Origin of the sequence: Chloracidobacterium sp. D, from assembly GCF_018304685.1 — a bacterium.
GTDB lineage: Bacteria > Acidobacteriota > Blastocatellia > Chloracidobacteriales > Chloracidobacteriaceae > Chloracidobacterium > Chloracidobacterium thermophilum.
Genome location: NZ_CP072634.1, coordinates 669,611 through 687,748, shown reverse-complemented (window position 1 = coordinate 687,748; position 18,138 = coordinate 669,611). Strand labels below are relative to the sequence as shown.

Sequence of the window (18,138 nt, the reverse complement as noted above, 5' to 3'; positions counted from 1 at the left end):
TTGGTCAAGCGTCGCATGCCGGGGTTTGGCCTTCATGATTTTTCCGGGTCAACCTGCACAACCCTTTATGCAACCACAGCCCGGCGATGCTTTTCCAGCTTTCCGTTGCCAAAACCAGATGATCGGCCTTAGTTTCATCTGTCTCCCTCAACGGTCTGTTATCCGGGGCTTGACTATGCAGCATCGTTTTCCATCAAGCCAAGGCAGGTGCAGCCAACGCCTCTGGCGAACATTCCTTGGTGTGGCGCTGGGGCTGCTGCTGGCCGGCAGTTTCCCGTGGCCGGTCTATCCGCCGGTTCTGGCGACAAGCCGGGCAACGAGCCGGGAAACGACGGTCAGCGCCCAGCAGAATGCACGGGTTTTCGACACCGTGTGCCGGCTGATTGAGCGCCGGTACTACGACCCCCGGCTGCACGGTGCGAACTGGCGGGATTTGACCCAGCAATTCCGGCGACAGGCACTGGCGGCCAAGGATGAATCCACCCTCTACCGTGCGATCAATCAGCTTCTGGCCACACTCGACGACCAACATACCTTCGCCCTGCCGCCCAGCCGCGTACGGGAAGAAAAGCAGGGCGCACGGGTTGGTCTTGGCATCCAGTTGCGCAAGCTCGAAGGGCAATGGGTGATCACGCACACGCTCGGCGGTTCGGCCGCTCACGAAGCCGGCATTCGTCCGGGCTGGATCATAGCCGAAATGGACGGGCAGCCCTTCACCGGCTTCAAGCCGGGACAACGCTTCCAGATCGGTCAGTCCGTCAAGCTCAAGCTCATTGACTCAAATGACCATCCCAAGCGGGTTGAAGTCATCTGCCGTCCCTTCGCCACGACGCCGGAACAACGGGTGCAGTACCTTCCTGATGGCGTCCTCTACCTGCGGTTCACCGAGTTTGCACCGAAGACGGCCGACTGGCTGGAAGAGCACATCACGTCCAATCCACAGGCTGCCGGTCTGATCTTTGACCTGCGCGAAAATACCGGCGGACTGCTCGATGTGCTCGCCGACTGTCTGCGGCTCATTTACCGCCAGGATGTGGTTTTTGGCGATTTCATCCAGCGTAACCAGAAGCCGCTGCGGATGCGCGTCAGCGGCAACCGGCAGGCCTATACCGGGCCGGTACTCGTGTTGATTGATGAACACTCGGCCAGCGCCGCCGAAATTTTCGCCGCGGCCGTTCAGGAAACTGGGCGCGGCACGGTCATCGGACGGCGGACGGCCGGGGCCGTACTGGCCAGCATCCAGGAACCACTCCCGGATGGCGGCAAAGTGCAGATCAGCATCCGCGACTACCGCACGGTGCGCGGCGTACGGCTCGAAGGGCAGGGCGTCACGCCCGATGTCACCGTCAAGCTGACCCTTGAAGACGTACGCCGGAACATTGACGTTGATCTCCGCCATGCTATGCAACAGCTTGCGCTGAAACTACAGCGCCAGGGGCAAGGCTCCCGGCTGCACCCCGGCTGTCCGTCCGGTTCCGGCTGGACGCCACACCTGCCCGTTCCGGTATGGATGGGCGGACACAGCGCCGGAAAGCCGGCTTCAGAAGAAGTTGGCGGGCTTGACAGCCCATCCCCGGTCATGGCCAATTGCGCATTCGTTTTTTGAGACGGCCCTTTTGGATGTTCTTTTCAAAGCATTTGCGTCTCGTTCGTCTAGTGGCCTAGGACACCGCCCTTTCACGGCGGTAACACGGGTTCGACTCCCGTACGAGACACCACCCGCCGCCGCTTCCGGCGGCTTTTTCACTTTCGGGGCTGTCAGAAGTCACCGAAGCACTCCCGAAAAACGACCCGCAGAGACTGCCGCCACCGCTCGGTGACGCCCACCAGCGTCACCGGCAGGTCGGCGCGCAGCCGCCGGGCAACCGTGCGGACGGTGGGATGAAACCGCAGCGTCGGCGCCAGCAGGTACAGGTGAGGCAGGGCGCAGCGGTCCGGCTGTGCGCCGGCAAAGTAGCCCCGGCGCAAGAAATCCCCCTGCCGCCAGTGATGGACAGCCCGCAGCCAGTAGGTCAGCCCCTGCCAGATGAAGTCGGCATCGGCGTCGGCTTTGAGTTCCACCACGGCCAGCCGGCCGGTGTGGGTCAGCGTGACGAAATCAGCCAGCCCCAGCGTATCGCGGCTGAAGTGCGGTGCCTGCACCCGGACGTGCGCCGGGTCCAGAGCCTCGTCAATGAGGTGCAGTTGACGGCGCACAGCCACGTCCAGCCAGCGTTCCGGATGGGCGCGGTAGAGCGGATGCCCGACCTCCCGCGTGGCGGGCGTCCGGTAGCGGCCAAGACTATCCAGCAGTGCGTGGAAATCAGCCCGGTTCCGGGCGGTCAACGGACGGCTTGGCTGGCCCAGCGTCATCAACCCAAAACGCAGGGCCGGCGTTGTACGCCCGGCTGCCTTTTCTTCGGCCACGACACGGCGTTGCAACCGGGCGCATTCCAGCCCGTACCACCGGACGGACAGGGCGTTGGCTCCGGCCGGGACGACTTCGCAGTGGACATCCAGGGCATCCCCAAACCACTGGCGCAGGTCATCAAGTTCGGATGGCGTGGGAGGCTTGTACCGCCACAGCCGGATGGGTTCGGTGATAAGCGGCAACTGATGATCGGGGGCAACCGGATGCACGGCTGACCAGTCGGGCGCGGCTTCGTAGAGCCTCACCTGCGGCACGTGCAGCAGGGACAGAAACGGCAACAACTCCACCCGGCTGTCTGGCGGCAGCAACAGCCAGAGATACGTTGTGGCCGGCAGCGTGTCGAGCGCCTGCATGGCATTTCCCAGAAGCTGGCGCAGGGCCGTTGGATCGGTCGTCGTGAACACCAGCCAGGTAGCATTACCAGACTGCGCCTGCCAGCCTGCCACCGGCGACGGATGCCGCCACTGGCGCAGGCTGGTGATGCGCGCACCGGCTGGAAGGTTGTGGCTGAGCCACGTTCGGACACAGACTTTCCACCGGGACGGATCAGGCGTGGGAAAGGTATCCGGCGGGGCTTCGTCTGGAGAGGTGATGATGAGCTGTCCGTGCTCGGCTCCGACCCGCCGGGAGACATCGAGCCGGAGCGCCGTGCCGTGCCGTGCGTAGCGTTCGACCCGCCAGCAGGCCGAGCCGTTTGGCCCCCAGTAGGTCACCGTCAGCTTTCCATAGTTGACCGCACATTCCACGTGGTAGTCGCTACGACTGGAACCATGTGGAGTGATGACCTGCACGCGCAGGGGGCCACCCGTTGGCGCAAGTGCCGCGAGGTGCGCCGTCAGGGCATGGAGGTCAGCGGTCAGATCGGAAGGTGCACGTCGGCCGGCCGTGGTTCGCATACCGGATAAGCCGCTTGCCGCAACAGGAAAGGTCTGGCTTTTCAGGGCGAAACTTTATCTAGGGTTCACCGAACAGCCAGCCCTGCCGATGCTGTGCAGCCGTGACAGACATCAGCGCCGGCGCAAGGTCTTCGCGGGATGCCACGTAGAGAAATTCCCGGTTCCGCAGATGGCTGACCACACCCACCTTTTCCCCACGTGGGTTATAAATGCCAATCTGCGCCCCGACATACCGCTTGAAATCCTTCTCGATGGTCGTGACCTGCCCGGCGCCGTTCCACAGCGACCGCAGCATGGCTTCCATGTCCTGGCGCGTCACGTAACCTTCATCGTTGAACGACACGATGATGATCGGTGCCTGCACGGCGGTCAGCAGGGTGTGCAGGGCAGCCGTAAACCGGGAACGGGCGTTGAAGACACTGCGGCGCTGGCGTACGTCCACGCGCTTGCATGCGACGCCATAGACTTCGGGTTTGTCCCACCGCACGAGCGACTCCCAGATGTGGTAGTTCCCCAGATAGGAATGCTGGTTGTAGGGCGGGTCAAGGTAGGCCACATCAGCCGCAAAGCGACGGACGGCATCGAGGGCATCAAGACAGGTGGCCTGCCCCTTGCCGTACCGGGCGCGCGGAAGCACGTTGGGGACGCGCAGTTCGAGGTCGTTGTACGCGCGCGGCGCCCAGCTTTTGAGATAGGCCATCTGCACGCCGGTTGTGGAATCCACGCGGTCGGCCGCTTCCATCAGGGAGACGAGCATGACGGCTTCCAGTTCCGGGTCGAGACTCTTGGCGGCAATGGCTTCGCGGATGGCGTCAATCCGTTCGCCGTTTTTGGGCTGGAAAAAGCGGGACCGGATGCAGAACGTCTCGGTGAAATAGCCCGGCGTGCCCTTGAGGGCATTGAACTCGCGGACGAGTTTGCGGGCGTCTTCGAGGACATCCTCGGCATCGGCCTGAACGTAGCAGCGTGCCAGGACGGCGGCGTAGGCATTGTGGTCGTTGGAGAGCACACGATAGCCGGCCGCCTTGAGCGCATGCCCGACGCGGGCCGTACCGGAAAACGGGTCAAGAACCGTTCGGGCCCTTGTTGCCCGGCGGACGGTTTCCAGAATGAGCGGGATGAGGGTTCGTTTGGAGCCGATGTACTTGATCATTCAGACGTTCCCTGTGCAGTGCCGTCCTCTTTCAAAAAAGCCGGCCCGGTTGATTTCGTTACCTGGCCTTTTTCAGGCAAAACAGGTACTCGGTAACACTGTCTGCCCGGTATTTGCGGTTTTCCCGGTCTATATCGGCTCTGAACCGGCGGTAATCCTCTTTTCTCAAGTCCACTACCCCGTATTGGCTCATCATCCTGATAATCTCATCTTCACGCATGAGACCTTCGCTGTTGTAGCTCAGAAAGACATATTTTGCACTTGTTTCCCGAATCAGCCTTTCAAGCGATTGAAGAGCCTTTGCAGAATTGCAGAAATCTGATTTCTGGTGACGGTAGTCCCTCAGTCCCGTAATGCCATAAAGCTGTGGATGGTCATATTTTGCGATGGTTTCCAGAACATGGTAGTTCGTGCAGTATTGGCGCTGGTTGTAGGGAGGATCAATGTAGAGAATGTCACATTGCACCTTGCCTGCCAGTTGTCCTCCGTCGCAATTGTACACTCGATGCAACCTGTTATCGGGTATGATTTCAAGCCTTTCCAGCCGGAGCGGCTTGCGTGCGCTTGGCTTCACGTGCTTGAGAAACGCGCCATAGACCGAAGCCGTGTTGGCAACCTTGTCCATGGCTTCAATCAGGCTGGCCAGCAGATAGAAATACTCATCGTCTGAAATGAAAGCATCCCGATGCCAGTCTTCTGTTTGAAGGCGAATGGCGTCACAGAGTTTTCCATTTTCGTCTGTGAAGTATTGACGGGGAAAATCTTTTCCGGCCGTACCGCCCGGACAGTAATTCCGGTACATGAAGCCTTCAACTCCCGTCAGCCGGTTCAGATAATCCAGAACGACATCAACGGCGTCATACTGCGAAAGACCAGCCGGCTGTGGCAGATGCTCCACAATGCCAATGAACCCTGGCTGGCAGTTGATGCCTATGTATGCCCGGTTGAGACAGTAGCTGTAATACTGAATGTCATTGGCGACGATATGGAATCCAAGCTTTTTGAAGTGCCTTCCGACAACGCCTGTTCCCGAAAATATATCGAAAAATGTCCAACCCGAATCCGGCTTGGAGAATTCCGTTATATGCCTTTCCAGAAAAGGAAGAAGGGAAAATTTGCTGCCAATGTAGTTCACAGCCCGGACCCTGGCAGCCTGCTCACCGGCGGAGCAAGCCCGGCGGTATGGAAGTCACCCAGAGACCCGCCTGCGGCAATTGTACGGACGTGAAGCTTCTGGCAACCACAGACTGGCATCAAGCTGGGTTTATGGGAAACGAGTATAACACCCGTCCGTATCTCATCCACCAAACGTTCAGGGACGCGCCGGATGCGTTACCGGTTCAAGCCGCTGGCTTTACGGCAAGCCCTGCCAAAAACAGCCAGACCGAAGCTACCCTTCCACAGGGCAGCCTCGGCCTGATTTCATGCAACCCGGCTTGCCTCTCCGCCGGGAATCAGAACGAAACTTTCATCACCGTCAGGAAAGGCACGGGCTTGCCATCCACGACGTACGGCGCAAACACCCACTGCTTGAAGTTTTCGGCATACGCCGCAGCCTGGGGATCGTGGGTCAGTACGTGTGCGGCAAACACCTGCCCCTGCTCATTCACGCGGAAAGCTACCAGCAACTCCCGTGCCGTGTCGGAAGACGGCAGTACCCGCTTGAGCACCTGCACCTTGGAGGGCGGCACGCGATAGGCTTCCTCCTCCGGGCGAATCCGCTCTTCCCGGTCAATGTTTGGCAAGGTAGCACGCACAAAGGTCTCCGGGGCGATGGAGAAGCCTGGGTGAAAGGCTTCCCGCCAGAAGGCAACCGGTGCGGACAGCCTGGCGTTGAGCAATGGCTGGTCATTGATAACCAAAGTCACCTGGGTCTGCATCGGCACATCAACATGGAAGAACAGGTTGCCCGTCCAGTTCGTGGCCCGCGTGATGCGTACTTCAGATGGCGTTACGGACAGAGCGCCATCGGGCAACGGTGAGGTAGAGCCAATGCCCAGCGTCGTGACACGTCCTGGCGCTGGCACCATGATGCCGGCTGCAACCTGGGCTGTAGTCTGTTCCTTGGGGGCAAGGTTAATGATGTCATTCGGCTGGACACCGTCAATTCGGATGGTGAGCCGCTCCCCAACATTAATCGTCTGGTTCGTCACCTGAATCTCCATACGGTGTTCAACAGCCCGGCGCTGCCCCAGTGCCGTACCGCCGGTGCCAATGAGAAAAAAGCCTGCCGCCAACAAAAACAGTCCAGTTTTGATGTGTCTCATCTTCAGAACACCTCCCTATCAAGAACAAATCAATGTGACAGACCCCGGGTTGCCAAAACAGACTGAGGCTGAACAGATACTAATTTCTGGCGCAAAAAAGGTGCCACAGTTCACGATGGCAAAGAAACTTATGCAGTTGCCAGATTGTTCAGCACTCCAGTATTCGATGTGGCAATTTATGCTCAAAGGGTCGGCGTTGTATCCTCCCCTAGCCTCCAACCCTGGCCTCCAACGACTTGCCAGGTGTCTTTTTTGATGGCTCTGATTTTGATGGCTCTGATGGGTTGGGCAATTCTGATGGGCCTGTGCTTGCCAACCCTGAGACCGAACAAAGCCACACGCTCATAACAAGCAGCAATCCAAATCGCATTGCAGATTGCATCGGCAAGGTTCTCCTTTGAAACAAGTATTGGTCAACGAACAAGCTGATCTCCTGGATTGAAGGCTACCTAACCTACAAGGGAAGGCAGCTTGTTCTGAAGGCAGCTTGTTCTGAAGGCAGCTTGCCATAAAGAAATAGTAATGTCAGGTAAATCACTATAGAACAGCAAGACTCTCTGCACCAAGCCACGCTCTGGTAAGAAAGGCCGGCCACGACACCATCCAGTGCCCACCCAAACACCAAAACAGCAGATAGCCAGCCAACGGTACACCCTTGACGGGCTTACCCGGCTGTGCTTTTCAAACGCCGGCAAAAGGATTAGGTTGCGTTGTCACCTGATTTTGCATGGGTTTGCGGGAGGTCAGCGAGGCCAACGGTGCAACGTTTCGCATGGCGGGCCGGACTGTTGGCGCCGGCCACGATCTGGCTGTTTTTCCTGGGTTTCCTGCCACTTGTCATCGTCGCCAGGCAGTCCTTCGCCAGCCGCACAACCTACGGCAACATTGCCTGGACGTGGACGCTGTCCAACTTCCGGCAGGCCCTGGAGCCGATGTACCTGGCCATTTACTGGCGCTCGCTCTGGATGGCTGTCGTTGTCACGCTGGTCTGTATCGTCCTCAGTTATCCCGTGGCGCTTTTCCTGGCCTTCCAGGTCAGGCCGCGCTGGAAACCGCTGCTCCTGACCATGACGGTCATTCCGCTGTGGACGAGCCTTGTGGTACGCACCTTCGCTTGGACACATCTGTTGCGTACCGAGGGCATTATCAACACGGCGCTGCTTGGGTTGGGTCTCATCCGCGAGCCGCTTCCGCTGCTTTACAACGACCTGGCGGTGTTCATCGGACTCGTCGCCGGTGAACTGCCCTTTATGATCATTCCGCTGGTCGCCAGCCTCGACAAACTCGACCGGCAGCTTCTCGATGCGGCGGCCGACCTGGGTGCAACGCCGTGGGTGACGTTCTGGAAGGTCATCGTTCCCCTGTCCCGGCCGGGGCTGATTGCCGGCAGCGCCCTCGTGTTCATTCCGAGCCTGGGCAACTTTGTCGTCGCCGATCTGCTTGGCGGCGCCAAAAGCATTCTGCTTGGCAATGTGATCTGGAATCAGTTTTTCCAGCGCAACCAGCCGTTTGGCGCGGCGGTGACGCTGCTGCTGCTGGCCGGTGTCGCGGTGATGGCTGTCGTCATCAACCAGATCACCGCCCGCAACCAGCACCCACCGGCTCCGGCGCCAAACCCACGCTGATCCCGCGCAGCTTCCAAAGGCGACAGTCCACGGCCTGGATTGGCACGGGTGTTTTCCCGGCCTCCGGCCAGAGTGAGACTATGCGGCTGTCATCGGGAGACGTATCACCTTCTCACCACAACCCCCACCCCGCTTCATACCGGCTCAGTGCCTTCATTGAGAAGGGCCACGTAAGAGTCATAGGCAAAGATGCGGTTTCGCTTACGTCCGGTGAGTTCCCGCACGATGTTCAGGCGGATGAGGACATCCACGCCCTTGGCGGCGGTGGGAAATGTCAGCCCGGTCCGGCGCACCAACTCCGGCAAGGACAGCACCGGCCGGGCGCACAAGGCATTGAACACCCGCAGCGCACTGTTGACGCCGAGTTTGGACATCTGGATTTTTTGGGTGTCTTCCTTGAACAGCATCACCAGGCGCTGGGCCGTGGTAACGGCATTTCGTGCCGTCTGGATGACCCCTTCCAGAAAGAAATCCAACCACGCTTCCCAGTCTCCCTCGAAACGTACGACATCGAGCAGCCGGTAATACTCGCGGCGATGCTGTTTGAAATACAGGCTCAGGTAGAGCAAAGGGCGCTGTAAAACCCCTTCGTGATGCAGAACAAAGGCAATCAGCAACCGGCCGATACGTCCGTTGCCGTCAAGGAACGGATGAATTGTTTCAAATTGGACGTGTGCCAGGGCAGCCCTCACCAGCGTTGGATACGGCAACGTCTCGTCATGGAGAAATCGCTCAAAATCAGACAGGCAATCTTCCAGGACATCGGGCGGCGGCGGCACAAAGTGCGCATTGCCGGGACGAGTCCCCCCGATCCAGTTTTGCGTGCGCCGAAACTCCCCCGGAGACTGCCCACTTCCCCGCCCACGCGAAAGCAGGATGCGGTGCATCTCCCGAAGCAGGCGGTTACAGAGCGGGAATCCCCCCTTGAGACGGTTGAGTCCGTGATCCAACGCCGCAACATAGTTGGAAACCTCTGTCACATCATCCAGCGGAACACCCGGCGCTTCTTCCAGCTCAAAGAGAAGTAACTGCGCCAAAGATGACTGGGTGCCTTCAATCTGGGAAGAAAGCACGGCTTCACGACGAACATAGGCATAGAGAAAGAGATCAGGCTCCGGCAGGAGCAGGGTTACACTGTCCAGCCGGCCCAAAGACAAGGTGGCCTCTTCCAGGAGACGTTGCCGCCGGCTGTCAAATTCCAGGGAAGGGCGCGGTGGCAGGGGATGGGGGACGAAAGCACGAACCGTCTCCCCAGCCACGGAAAGTGTCTTGTAGTACCCTGTCAGTCCGCGTTGCACAGGCCTGCCGTCTTCATGGATGTGAGATGTATTCAAGGATCGTTGAATACAACGGCCGGCTATTAAACAAAACAGCGAAATTGTTGAATAGCCAATCCCGACGCATATCCGGGCAGGTCTGGAATCCGTTTTTCCAGCGCAATCAGCCACTTGTGCGGCGGTGACACTGCTTCTGCCGGCCGGCGTCGCGGTGATGGCCGTCGTCATCCATGTCACCGCCCGCAATCCACGCCCACCGGCTACGGCGCAAAACAGACGGTGATCCCACGCGCCGCAAGCGCTTTCTGCACGCCAAGGCGCAGGCGTTCCAGAAAATCAGGCGGAAATGACGCCGGGGCTTCACCGGTGGCCGACACAGCCGCAAAGGCTTCAGCCAGACGGGTTGGATTTCCGCTCGAAAACGCGCGCCGCAAAGCGTGATAGCTGGCGGCCGCCTGCGCCTGTGACTCGTAAGCCCGCAGTGGCTCGATGTCCCGTCCGGTCGGCAAAAACCAGAGCTGGAACTTCCCGGTTTGTGGGTGCTGGACGACGCCCCCGACAAATGCCCGCTGATGCGAACACGCCAAAGCGGCGCTGGTCAGATGCTCAAATGGTGTCATGGCAGAAAACCTTTCCGCGTACCAACCGTACGCAAGCAGCCGCCGGAAAAACGGCTGGTGAGAGGAGAGGGGCAGCGCCGTCGTCACCAACCCCAAAACACGATGACCGGAAACAGCAGCATCCGGTCAACGCCCGGATTCACGCCGCAGACCGTTCGGCAGCCGGGCCGGGTTCACAGCGCGCGGACGGTCTGACCGGGCAGACCGGAGCCAACGCACAAAATCAGCCGGGGGCAGGGTATGTCGCCAGTGCGGGGTCTCGATGCGGACATCACCCCACTCCGTGACATAGATGCGGATGTCCAGTGCCGGGGAGAACGCCATGGAGTGAAACAGCCTTTCAAGAAAATGAAAACGATTTTCAAAACAAAGGTACAAAATAACACGTTTGCCGTCAAGGCCCGGCAGTCTCCACTCCGAACCGTCCTTGTTTTCTTTCGATTGGGTTGTGATTTGAATGTTCAGCCTGTCACGGCTGATTTCCCGCCCCCAGCCCCATCCACGGCTGGGTGGCAGTTCTGGCATGAGCGGCTGCTCTGACTTCAGTCAGTACGGCCGCAGCATAGACTGCGGAAATCAGCCAACTCAGGGTTGCGTCAACGGCTCGACCTGCGCCACGACCACCCGCCGCACCCGCTTGGGCAGGAAAAAAGTCGTCAGCACGATGATCCGGTTGAGCAGGGGGCGAATGTCGCCGGGGCCTTCCCAGTGTTCCGCCAAAACCTCGCCAGGCGTCCGGCTGAGCAGGCGCAGCAGGGCGACCGCGAGCAGGTAGCTGTCGTCAATCTGCCCGAAGAACGGGATGAAATCGGGAAACACATCGAGCGGGGTGAGCACGTAGGCAATCGTGGCCGCCAGAATGATCTTGTCCGCCTGTGGAACGCGCGGGTCACGTGCCAGACGGTAGGCCAGCTTGAGCAGGTTGGGCAGAAAACGCAGGGCTTCACGCGCCAGACGGCGCAGCCGGCCCGAAGATTTGGCGGACAGACGCTCAGCCTGATGGAGTTCCCCCTGATGCCTGCCATTCGTGGCTTCGAGCGAAACCGGCGGATGCAATACACGGTCAGTCATGTGATGCTTACCTCTGATGCCAACCCAATAGTCAAAACTGGAGCCATAGCCAACCTCGCCTCGATTTTGGCATGGCTTGATGCCATACGCACCTGTAAACCGTGTGGCTTTCGGCACAGCCTTTGCCGACCTGAACCAATATGTTCCGCCCAAAGCCAGAGTGCTGAACATCTCACCACAGGAACAATACCGATGTCTGCCTACCACACGATAGCCATCCTGCTCACGCTGGCAGCCCTGGCAGCCTATGTCAACATCCGCTGGATTCGCCTGCCGGCAACGATTGGGCTGATGGCTATTTCCCTGCTCATTTCGGTCGTGCTGGTCATCCTGGGTGAAATGGGTCTCATCCCGTTGCGGAGCTTTGCCCAGTTTGTCAGTTCGATTGACTTCGGCGACGTGCTGTTGCACGGCATGCTGGGGTTTCTGCTTTTTGCCGGCGCGCTGCACGTTCACGTCGAAGACCTCCGGCTGGCCAAGTATCCGGTTGGAATTCTCTCAACCGTGGGCGTTGTGCTCTCGACGTTCGTCACCGGGACACTGTTTTACTATGCCACCGGGTTTCTGGGGTTGCCGCTCACCTACCTGGAAGCGTTGCTGTTTGGAGCATTGATTGCGCCTACCGACCCCATTGCCGTGCTGGGCATTGTCAAACGGGTGGGCGCCCCGAAACAGCTTGAAACCAAGATTGCGGGAGAATCGCTTTTCAACGACGGTGTTGGCGTTGTGGTGTTTCTCACCCTGCTGGAAGTGTACCGGCGGCCGGAATCCCTGAGTGCCGCTGGCGTCGCCAAACTCTTTGTCCAGGAAGCCATTGGGGGCGCGGTGCTGGGCTTTGTCCTGGCCTGGGCCGCTTACCTGATGCTCAAGACCGTGGATGCCTACCAGGTCGAGGTGCTGATCACCCTGGCGCTGGTGACGGGCACTTATGCCTTGGCCGAGACGCTTCACCTGTCGGCGCCGATTGCCGTGGTCGTGGCCGGTCTGTTCATCGGCAATCGGGCGCGCATCCAGGCCATGTCCGAAGAAACGCGCTTGCGTCTCGATGTCTTCTGGGAACTGATTGACGAAATTCTCAACGCCGTGCTGTTTTTCCTGATTGGCCTCGAACTCATCGTCATTGCCCTTCAGCCCTCCTACTTCGTCATCGGACTGCTGGCAACAGTGGCCTCTCTGGTCGGACGGGCGGCCGGGGTCGGACTGACAATTACGACGCTGCGGTTGCGGCAGTGGCTTCCGCCGGGCACGATTCGCATTCTCACCTGGAGCGGTTTGCGCGGCGGAATTTCGATTGCCCTGGCGCTGGCGCTGCCCCCTTCTCCGGCGCGGGACATCATCGTGGCCGCCACCTACGTGGTGGTGGTCTTCTCGATTCTCGTGCAGGGGCTGACGGTGGGGCGGCTCGTGGCGTACTTTGTCGCAGCCCAGGGGCCGACGCCGGACGATGTGGACGCCGCGCCGGCCGGCGGGACAGCCTGAAAACCTGCACCGGACGTTGCAGCCGGGACACGACGTGCTTACGACCGATCAGGCAGCGGTCTGGCACGGAGCTGCTGGAGCAGGTTGCTTGTCGAGTGATCTTTGGGATCACCAACAATCACCACCTGCCCGCCATACGCCCGGACAATGTCGCGTTCGGGGACGGTCTCCGGGCGGTAGTCCGTCCCTTTGGCGTGAACTTCCGGGCGCAGCGTCCACAGCAGGGTTTCCACCGTGCGCTCGTGAAAGATCACCACGGCATCCACGCAGGCCAGCGCGGCCAGGATTTCAGCCCGCTCGACATCAGGCATCACCGGCCGTCCGGGTCCTTTGAGTTCACGCACAGCGGCATCGCCGTTGACGCCGACAACCAGCACATCGCCCTGTTCCCGCGCCGCCTGCAGATACCGCACGTGACCGACGTGCAGCAGGTCAAAACACCCGTTCGCCAGCACAATCCGCTTGCCCTCGCGCCGCCAGGCCGTGACGCGCGCCGCGAGTTCTGTTAGAGAACACACTTTATCGGCGGTATGCATACGGTGACAGTTCACCAAAAGCCAGGGCGCTTATGCAACCGGCCGAACGTTGCCTGGCATCCCACTCCGGTAAAGTGTCGCCCGTTGAGGACATCATGACATTCCGCAGGCGTAGCATTGTCAGGCTGTTCGTTGTGGTGAGTTGTTTTTTGGGCCTCGCTGCACTTTCTCACGAGGGCCCTTCCCCCATACCCGTTTCCCACGTCGTTCTGGCGGACAGCACGGCGGCGCTGCGTCTTGCGGCCGGCATTCAGAACCGGGACGACAGGGACAAGAAGGACAAAGCCGACGACAGGAAAGACGACAAGAAAAAAGAGCCGCGCTACATTGACAAAAAGCCGAAGGACGACGACCGCAAGGACGACAAAGACGACCGGAAAAAGGAAGATCGCAGGCCCAACGACCGGTAAGGGCCCGGCACTGAACCTGTCACCAAGCCAGACATGGTAACGATTGATCTGAATGCCGACCTGGGCGAAAGCTTCGGTGCCTGGTCTATGGGCGCGGATGAAGCCATTCTGCCCTATATCTCATCCGTCAATCTGGCTTGCGGCTTCCACGCTGGCGATCCACACACGCTGCGGGCAAGTATTCAGCGGGCGCTGGCGCAGGGCGTCGCTATCGGGGCGCATCCAAGCTATCCTGACCTGCTCGGCTTTGGACGCCGTGACATGGCGCTCACTCCCGAAGAAGTCTTCGACTGCGTGCTCTATCAGGTCGCGGCCGTTCAGGGGATGTGTACCGCACTGGGCGGCTGCCTGCACCACGTCAAGCCCCACGGCGCACTGTACAACCGCGCCGCGCGCGATGCTGACTGTGCCGCGGCCATTGCCCGGGCCGTACGGTGCATCAATCCCGGACTCATCCTGTACGGACTGGCCGGGAGCTGCCTGGTGGCGGAAGCCGAAAAGATCGGACTGCGGGCGGTTGGGGAAGCCTTTGCCGACCGGCGCTACACCCTGGAAGGAACGCTTGTGCCGCGCTCCCGGACGGACGCGCTCATCGCGGACGTGGACGAAGCCGTGGCCCAGGCCCGGCGCATCGTTCATCAGCAGTCCGTCATTGCCGCGCAGAATCACGTCGTGGCACTGCGGGCAGGCACGCTCTGTCTGCACGGTGACGGCCCGCACGCGCTCGATTTTGCGCGGGCCATCCGGCGCGCCCTTGAAGCCGACGGCGTACGCATCGCAGCTCCGACCAACGGGTATCCGGCCAATGGGTAAACATCGTTGCCCAGCCCACTGCTGACCAGGATGCGCCTGTTTCCCATTGCCGACGATGCGCTGACGGTTGAGTTCGGACAGTCCATTTCACCGGCACTGCACGAACAGGTATGCCGGCTCGATCAGGCGCTGGCGGCCCAACCCTTTGCCGGACTTCGGGAAACCGTCCCGGCCTATGCTTCGCTCGGCGTGTTTTACGCGCCCGACCGGGTAGCCCGCGCCTACCCGACGTTTCCCAGCGCCCAGGCGGCCGTCATCAGCCACATCGAGGGATTACTCCGTGATCTGCCCCCGGCGGACGGCTTTTCCCGGCGGCGAATCACATTGCCCGTGTGCTATGACCTTCGTTGTGGACCCGATTTGCCTTTCGTGGCACAGCAGCACGGTCTGTGCGTTGAAGAAGTCATCGCCCGCCACACCGCCCCGGTCTATCGTGTTTTTATGCTGGGCTTCCTGCCAGGTTTTGCCTACCTGGGACTTGTGGATGAGCGGATTGCCACACCGCGCCGTCCGACGCCGCGCCCACATGTGCCAGCCGGCAGCGTCGGCATCGCCGGGCGTCAAACCGGCATTTACCCGACGACATCACCCGGCGGCTGGCAACTCATCGGACGGACGCCGGTACGGATGTTTGACCCTTTTGCGCCGCAGCCAGCGCGCTTGCAACCCGGCGATGAAGTTTGTTTCTACCCGATACCTTACGAGGAGTGGCTGGCGGCATTGGCATCGGAAGCCAAGGGCGAATGGCGCTGACGCCTTCTGCAAAGGCATTCGGCGGCTTCCACACAAGGGACTTGCTAGTTGAGGCTTCCAAAACCACCCCAGTTGCTGAAGTCATCCTCGTCGTCGCCACGCCGACCGCGCCGCCGGTCCGCCGGAGCCGCCTTGCCGTAGCCACGTTCTTCCGAACGGCTGACTTTGCGCTGGGCGTGCAGCCCTTCCAGAATCAGCTCGGCAGCCGAAACCAGGTGCGCCGGCGTGCGGCCTTCGGCGTAGCCGCCCATTTCGGCAACTTCGATAAGTGTCCGAATAGCGCGCATCTTTTCCAGTATCGCCGCTGAAGAATCTGCCTCAGACACCTTCAGGCTATGGCCCTGATTGAACCACTCGACGATGCGCCCGGTTTCGGCCAGCGCCAGGTAGTTGTCATAAACCCGTCCGCAGGCAGTTCGGATGAGTTCACGGGCAATGCGTTCCGCGCCGACCTGTTCGCCTTCGTACTCCAGTTCGATTTTGCCGGTGATCGCCGGCAGTGAAGCGTAGATGTCCGAAATGCGCGGCACGATGATGGTTTCGTGGTGGCGCAACGTCCGCCGCTCGGCGCTGCTGACGACATTTTCGAGCAACGAGATGGGCAATCGCTGGCTGACGCCCGACCGCCGGTCAATCCGCTGGTCCTCACGGGCAACAAACGCAATGGTTTCAACAATTTCCCGGATGAACTTCGGGATGTGGATCGGTGCGCGGGAGGGGCGGTCGGTCCAGGCTTCCTGCGCCGTGATCCGCACGCCTTCCTCAACGGTCTGTGGGTAGTGGGTCAGGATTTCCGAACCAATCCGGTCTTTGAGCGGCGTGATGATTTTGCCGCGCGCCGTGTAGTCTTCAGGGTTGGCCGAAAACACCAGGGCAACATCCAGCTTGAGCCGGACGGGAAAGCCCTTAATCTGCACGTCCCCTTCCTGCATGATGTTGAACAGCCCGACCTGGATTTTACCGGCCAGGTCAGGCAGCTCGTTGATGGCAAAGATGGCGCGGTTGGCCCGGGGCAGAAGACCAAAGTGCATGGTGGTCTCGTCGCTGAGCAGGTTGCCGCTCTTTGCCGCCTTGATGGGGTCAATGTCCCCGATGATGTCGGCGATGGTCACGTCCGGCGTGGCCAGTTTCTCGATGTACCGTTCCGCGCGTGTCCGCCAGGCAATGGGCGTCGCATCCCCCTGTTCGTCCAGGACGCGCTGCGCGTAGGCGCTGATGGGCGCAAAGGGGTTGTCGTTGATCTCCGAGCCGGCCACGATGGGCATGACCTCATCGAGCAGGCTGGTCAGGGAACGCAAAATGCGACTTTTCGCCTGCCCTCGCCGTCCCAGCAGGATCAGATTGTGGCGTGACAGGATGGCGTTGATCAGATGAGGCTCAACAGTATCTTCATACCCTACAATGCCGGGGAAGACTTTTTCGCCACGTTCAAGCTTGGCGATGAGGTTGGCGCGCATTTCGTCCTTGACCGAGCGACGCCACCGGGCGGGATCACCCCACGGGCTGTTTTTGAGTTCACCGAAAGTAGCAGGCAAAGCCATGGCAACAAAACCTGTAAGGGACGGTCAAAATGCCGGGGGGGGGGCAGGAAAACAGAGAAGAACGCAGGGGTTCAGCCGATTTTGCGACGCCGGATCAGGTGTTTGACTTCGGCTTCGCCGGACTCGGTCATCACGCTGATGACCACTGCCGCCGTTCCAGCGTGGATGTTGGGCAGGGTCAGGGTCAAAACCGCTGTCCCATCCTGCCCCGTTGACGCTGAGCTGCGGTGCGGACGGTCATGCGTACCGAAGACCTTGACGATGACCGGTGCATTGGGGATGGGAGGACCGTTGACGCCACGGGTGACATGCACCTGGATAACAACCGTCTCTCCAGCATAAAACGCCGGGTTGCCAAGCAGGGTGATGACTGGCTTTTCGGATTGCAGGTTGCTGGCCACGTACTGATTGACCATGCTGTTGAGGTCAATCGAAGCCTTTGGCGTTCCGCCGGTCGTCGAAGGCGACCAATCAGAAGAAGCTCCCGGTTGACCAAGCGGCGGCAGGAGATTGCCGAGCATCGTCGTTACCGCCGGACCGGAGGATGAAGGGGCCGGGTGTGGTGGGGGCGGCGGTGTGGAAGGCGCACGGTGCAGCGGGTCACTTATGCCGGCCAGCACGCTATCGAGCGCCGAAGTAACCCGCGTCAATCCCGGAATCGGTGGTGGCGGGGGCGGCGGCGGGGGAAGGCTGCCGGTGACTGGCGCCGGAGGTCGTTCAGAAAATGATTTGGTCAACGCAGGCGAAAGGGATTCCGTAGCCGAAGGATGGGGTGGAAGGGCCGGCGGTGCCGGCGGCAGCGGCGGCGGTTCTACCGGAGACCGGTTGGCCGCGGTCTCCCGCTTGTTGATCAGCTCTTCCACACGCCCACGCGCAATGAGCGCCAAGATGGCCTTGTGCTGCTTCTCCAGCTTTTTCTGCAACTCGGCCGGCGTGACCCCCTCTTCCAGTTCCTTCACGTAGTAGGTGCGCTTCGACGCCAGAATCTGCCCTCCAACATACACAAGGGACAGAATCAGCGGGTTGGCCGGCCCTTTGTCCTCGGTCTGTACGTGATACACAACACCGTTGTAGGTGATGTCGGTATTGAAGCCGGTCAGCATAAGCAACGGTGGTTCAGCAAAACAGGTGACAGAAAACTGTCGTGGATGAGGCTGTAGCGACTGGAAGAATATGCAGGCAAGTTAACACAGGGTTTTTCGATGCGTCAATGTACCCGCCACGGCGCGTTGCCGCACCCGGTGGCGGTCGCTAAGATGCCCTATCGCCATACCCCCGTCTGGTGCA

Annotated in this window: 17 protein-coding genes and 1 tRNA gene; 7 read left to right on the top strand and 11 right to left on the bottom strand. The window is 60.3% G+C overall.

Annotated features, from left to right (window positions below; genetic code table 11):
* Positions 1-175: 175 nt before the first annotated feature.
* A complete protein-coding gene (locus J8C01_RS02945) occupies positions 176-1,606 on the top strand; it encodes a S41 family peptidase (protein ID WP_211432317.1) in 1,431 nt (476 codons plus the stop codon).
* 36 nt (positions 1,607-1,642) lie between these two features.
* A tRNA-Glu gene (locus J8C01_RS02940) sits at positions 1,643-1,718 on the top strand.
* Positions 1,719-1,758: 40 nt separating this feature from the next.
* Here the strand turns inward: J8C01_RS02940 and J8C01_RS02935 are convergent.
* From J8C01_RS02935 to J8C01_RS02920, 4 genes are all read right to left on the bottom strand, one after another.
* Positions 1,759-3,306, bottom strand: coding sequence for a hypothetical protein (locus J8C01_RS02935; RefSeq protein WP_211432316.1), 1,548 nt, complete (start codon positions 3,304-3,306; stop codon positions 1,759-1,761).
* A gap of 58 nt (positions 3,307-3,364) precedes the next feature.
* Positions 3,365-4,459, bottom strand: a complete 1,095-nt coding sequence (locus J8C01_RS02930; RefSeq protein WP_211432315.1) for a DNA adenine methylase — start codon at positions 4,457-4,459, stop codon at positions 3,365-3,367.
* 58 nt (positions 4,460-4,517) lie between these two features.
* Positions 4,518-5,594, bottom strand: a complete 1,077-nt coding sequence (locus J8C01_RS02925; RefSeq protein WP_211432314.1) for a DNA adenine methylase — start codon at positions 5,592-5,594, stop codon at positions 4,518-4,520.
* A 319-nt stretch (positions 5,595-5,913) separates the two neighbouring features.
* Positions 5,914-6,726: a hypothetical protein gene (locus J8C01_RS02920; protein WP_211432313.1), complete on the bottom strand. Its 813-nt coding sequence runs from the start codon at positions 6,724-6,726 to the stop codon at positions 5,914-5,916.
* A gap of 758 nt (positions 6,727-7,484) precedes the next feature.
* On the opposite strand from J8C01_RS02920, the gene J8C01_RS02915 reads away from it, so the two are divergent.
* Positions 7,485-8,351, top strand: coding sequence for an ABC transporter permease (locus J8C01_RS02915; protein WP_211432312.1), 867 nt, complete (start codon positions 7,485-7,487; stop codon positions 8,349-8,351).
* 134 nt (positions 8,352-8,485) lie between these two features.
* Here J8C01_RS02915 and J8C01_RS02910 read toward each other — a convergent pair whose 3' ends face one another.
* From J8C01_RS02910 to J8C01_RS02895, 4 genes are all read right to left on the bottom strand, one after another.
* Positions 8,486-9,649, bottom strand: coding sequence for a Fic family protein (locus J8C01_RS02910; RefSeq protein ID WP_211432311.1), 1,164 nt, complete (start codon positions 9,647-9,649; stop codon positions 8,486-8,488).
* A 239-nt stretch (positions 9,650-9,888) separates the two neighbouring features.
* Positions 9,889-10,248 (bottom strand): hypothetical protein, encoded by a 360-nt coding sequence (locus J8C01_RS02905; protein ID WP_041569047.1) that lies wholly within the window; start codon positions 10,246-10,248, stop codon positions 9,889-9,891.
* Positions 10,249-10,374: 126 nt separating this feature from the next.
* Positions 10,375-10,572 (bottom strand): hypothetical protein, encoded by a 198-nt coding sequence (locus J8C01_RS02900; protein WP_211424354.1) that lies wholly within the window; start codon positions 10,570-10,572, stop codon positions 10,375-10,377.
* Between the two features lie 261 nt (positions 10,573-10,833).
* The gene (locus tag J8C01_RS02895; RefSeq protein WP_014099084.1) at positions 10,834-11,319 is read right to left on the bottom strand and encodes a YkvA family protein; all 486 of its coding nucleotides are present in this window, start codon (positions 11,317-11,319) and stop codon (positions 10,834-10,836) included.
* 192 nt (positions 11,320-11,511) lie between these two features.
* On the opposite strand from J8C01_RS02895, the gene J8C01_RS02890 reads away from it, so the two are divergent.
* Positions 11,512-12,798, top strand: coding sequence for a cation:proton antiporter (locus tag J8C01_RS02890; RefSeq protein ID WP_211422694.1), 1,287 nt, complete (start codon positions 11,512-11,514; stop codon positions 12,796-12,798).
* Between the two features lie 38 nt (positions 12,799-12,836).
* Here the strand turns inward: J8C01_RS02890 and rfaE2 are convergent, their stop codons facing one another.
* Positions 12,837-13,334, bottom strand: coding sequence for a D-glycero-beta-D-manno-heptose 1-phosphate adenylyltransferase (gene rfaE2, locus J8C01_RS02885; RefSeq protein WP_211432310.1), 498 nt, complete (start codon positions 13,332-13,334; stop codon positions 12,837-12,839).
* Between the two features lie 95 nt (positions 13,335-13,429).
* Here rfaE2 and J8C01_RS02880 point away from each other — a divergent pair, with 95 nt between their 5' ends.
* Genes J8C01_RS02880 through pxpB form a run of 3 tightly spaced genes read left to right on the top strand, consistent with a single transcriptional unit; the run spans position 13,430 to position 15,310 of the window.
* Positions 13,430-13,744, top strand: coding sequence for a hypothetical protein (locus J8C01_RS02880; RefSeq protein ID WP_211432309.1), 315 nt, complete (start codon positions 13,430-13,432; stop codon positions 13,742-13,744).
* Between the two features lie 33 nt (positions 13,745-13,777).
* Positions 13,778-14,557 carry a LamB/YcsF family protein gene (locus J8C01_RS02875; protein WP_211432308.1) on the top strand — a complete coding sequence of 260 codons (780 nt, stop codon included), beginning with the start codon at positions 13,778-13,780 and terminating at the stop codon, positions 14,555-14,557.
* Between the two features lie 6 nt (positions 14,558-14,563).
* On the top strand, positions 14,564-15,310 hold the full coding sequence (pxpB, locus tag J8C01_RS02870) for a 5-oxoprolinase subunit PxpB (RefSeq protein WP_249355470.1): 747 nt from the start codon (positions 14,564-14,566) through the stop codon (positions 15,308-15,310).
* A 44-nt stretch (positions 15,311-15,354) separates the two neighbouring features.
* On the opposite strand, the gene J8C01_RS02865 is transcribed toward pxpB, so the two are convergent.
* Together J8C01_RS02865 and J8C01_RS02860 are read right to left on the bottom strand one after the other, a co-directional pair.
* Entirely contained in the window at positions 15,355-16,851 is a 1,497-nt protein-coding gene (locus J8C01_RS02865; RefSeq protein ID WP_211432307.1) for a magnesium chelatase, read from the bottom strand.
* Between the two features lie 71 nt (positions 16,852-16,922).
* Positions 16,923-17,954 carry a hypothetical protein gene (locus tag J8C01_RS02860; protein ID WP_014099077.1) on the bottom strand — a complete coding sequence of 344 codons (1,032 nt, stop codon included), beginning with the start codon at positions 17,952-17,954 and terminating at the stop codon, positions 16,923-16,925.
* Positions 17,955-18,138: the final 184 nt, after the last annotated feature.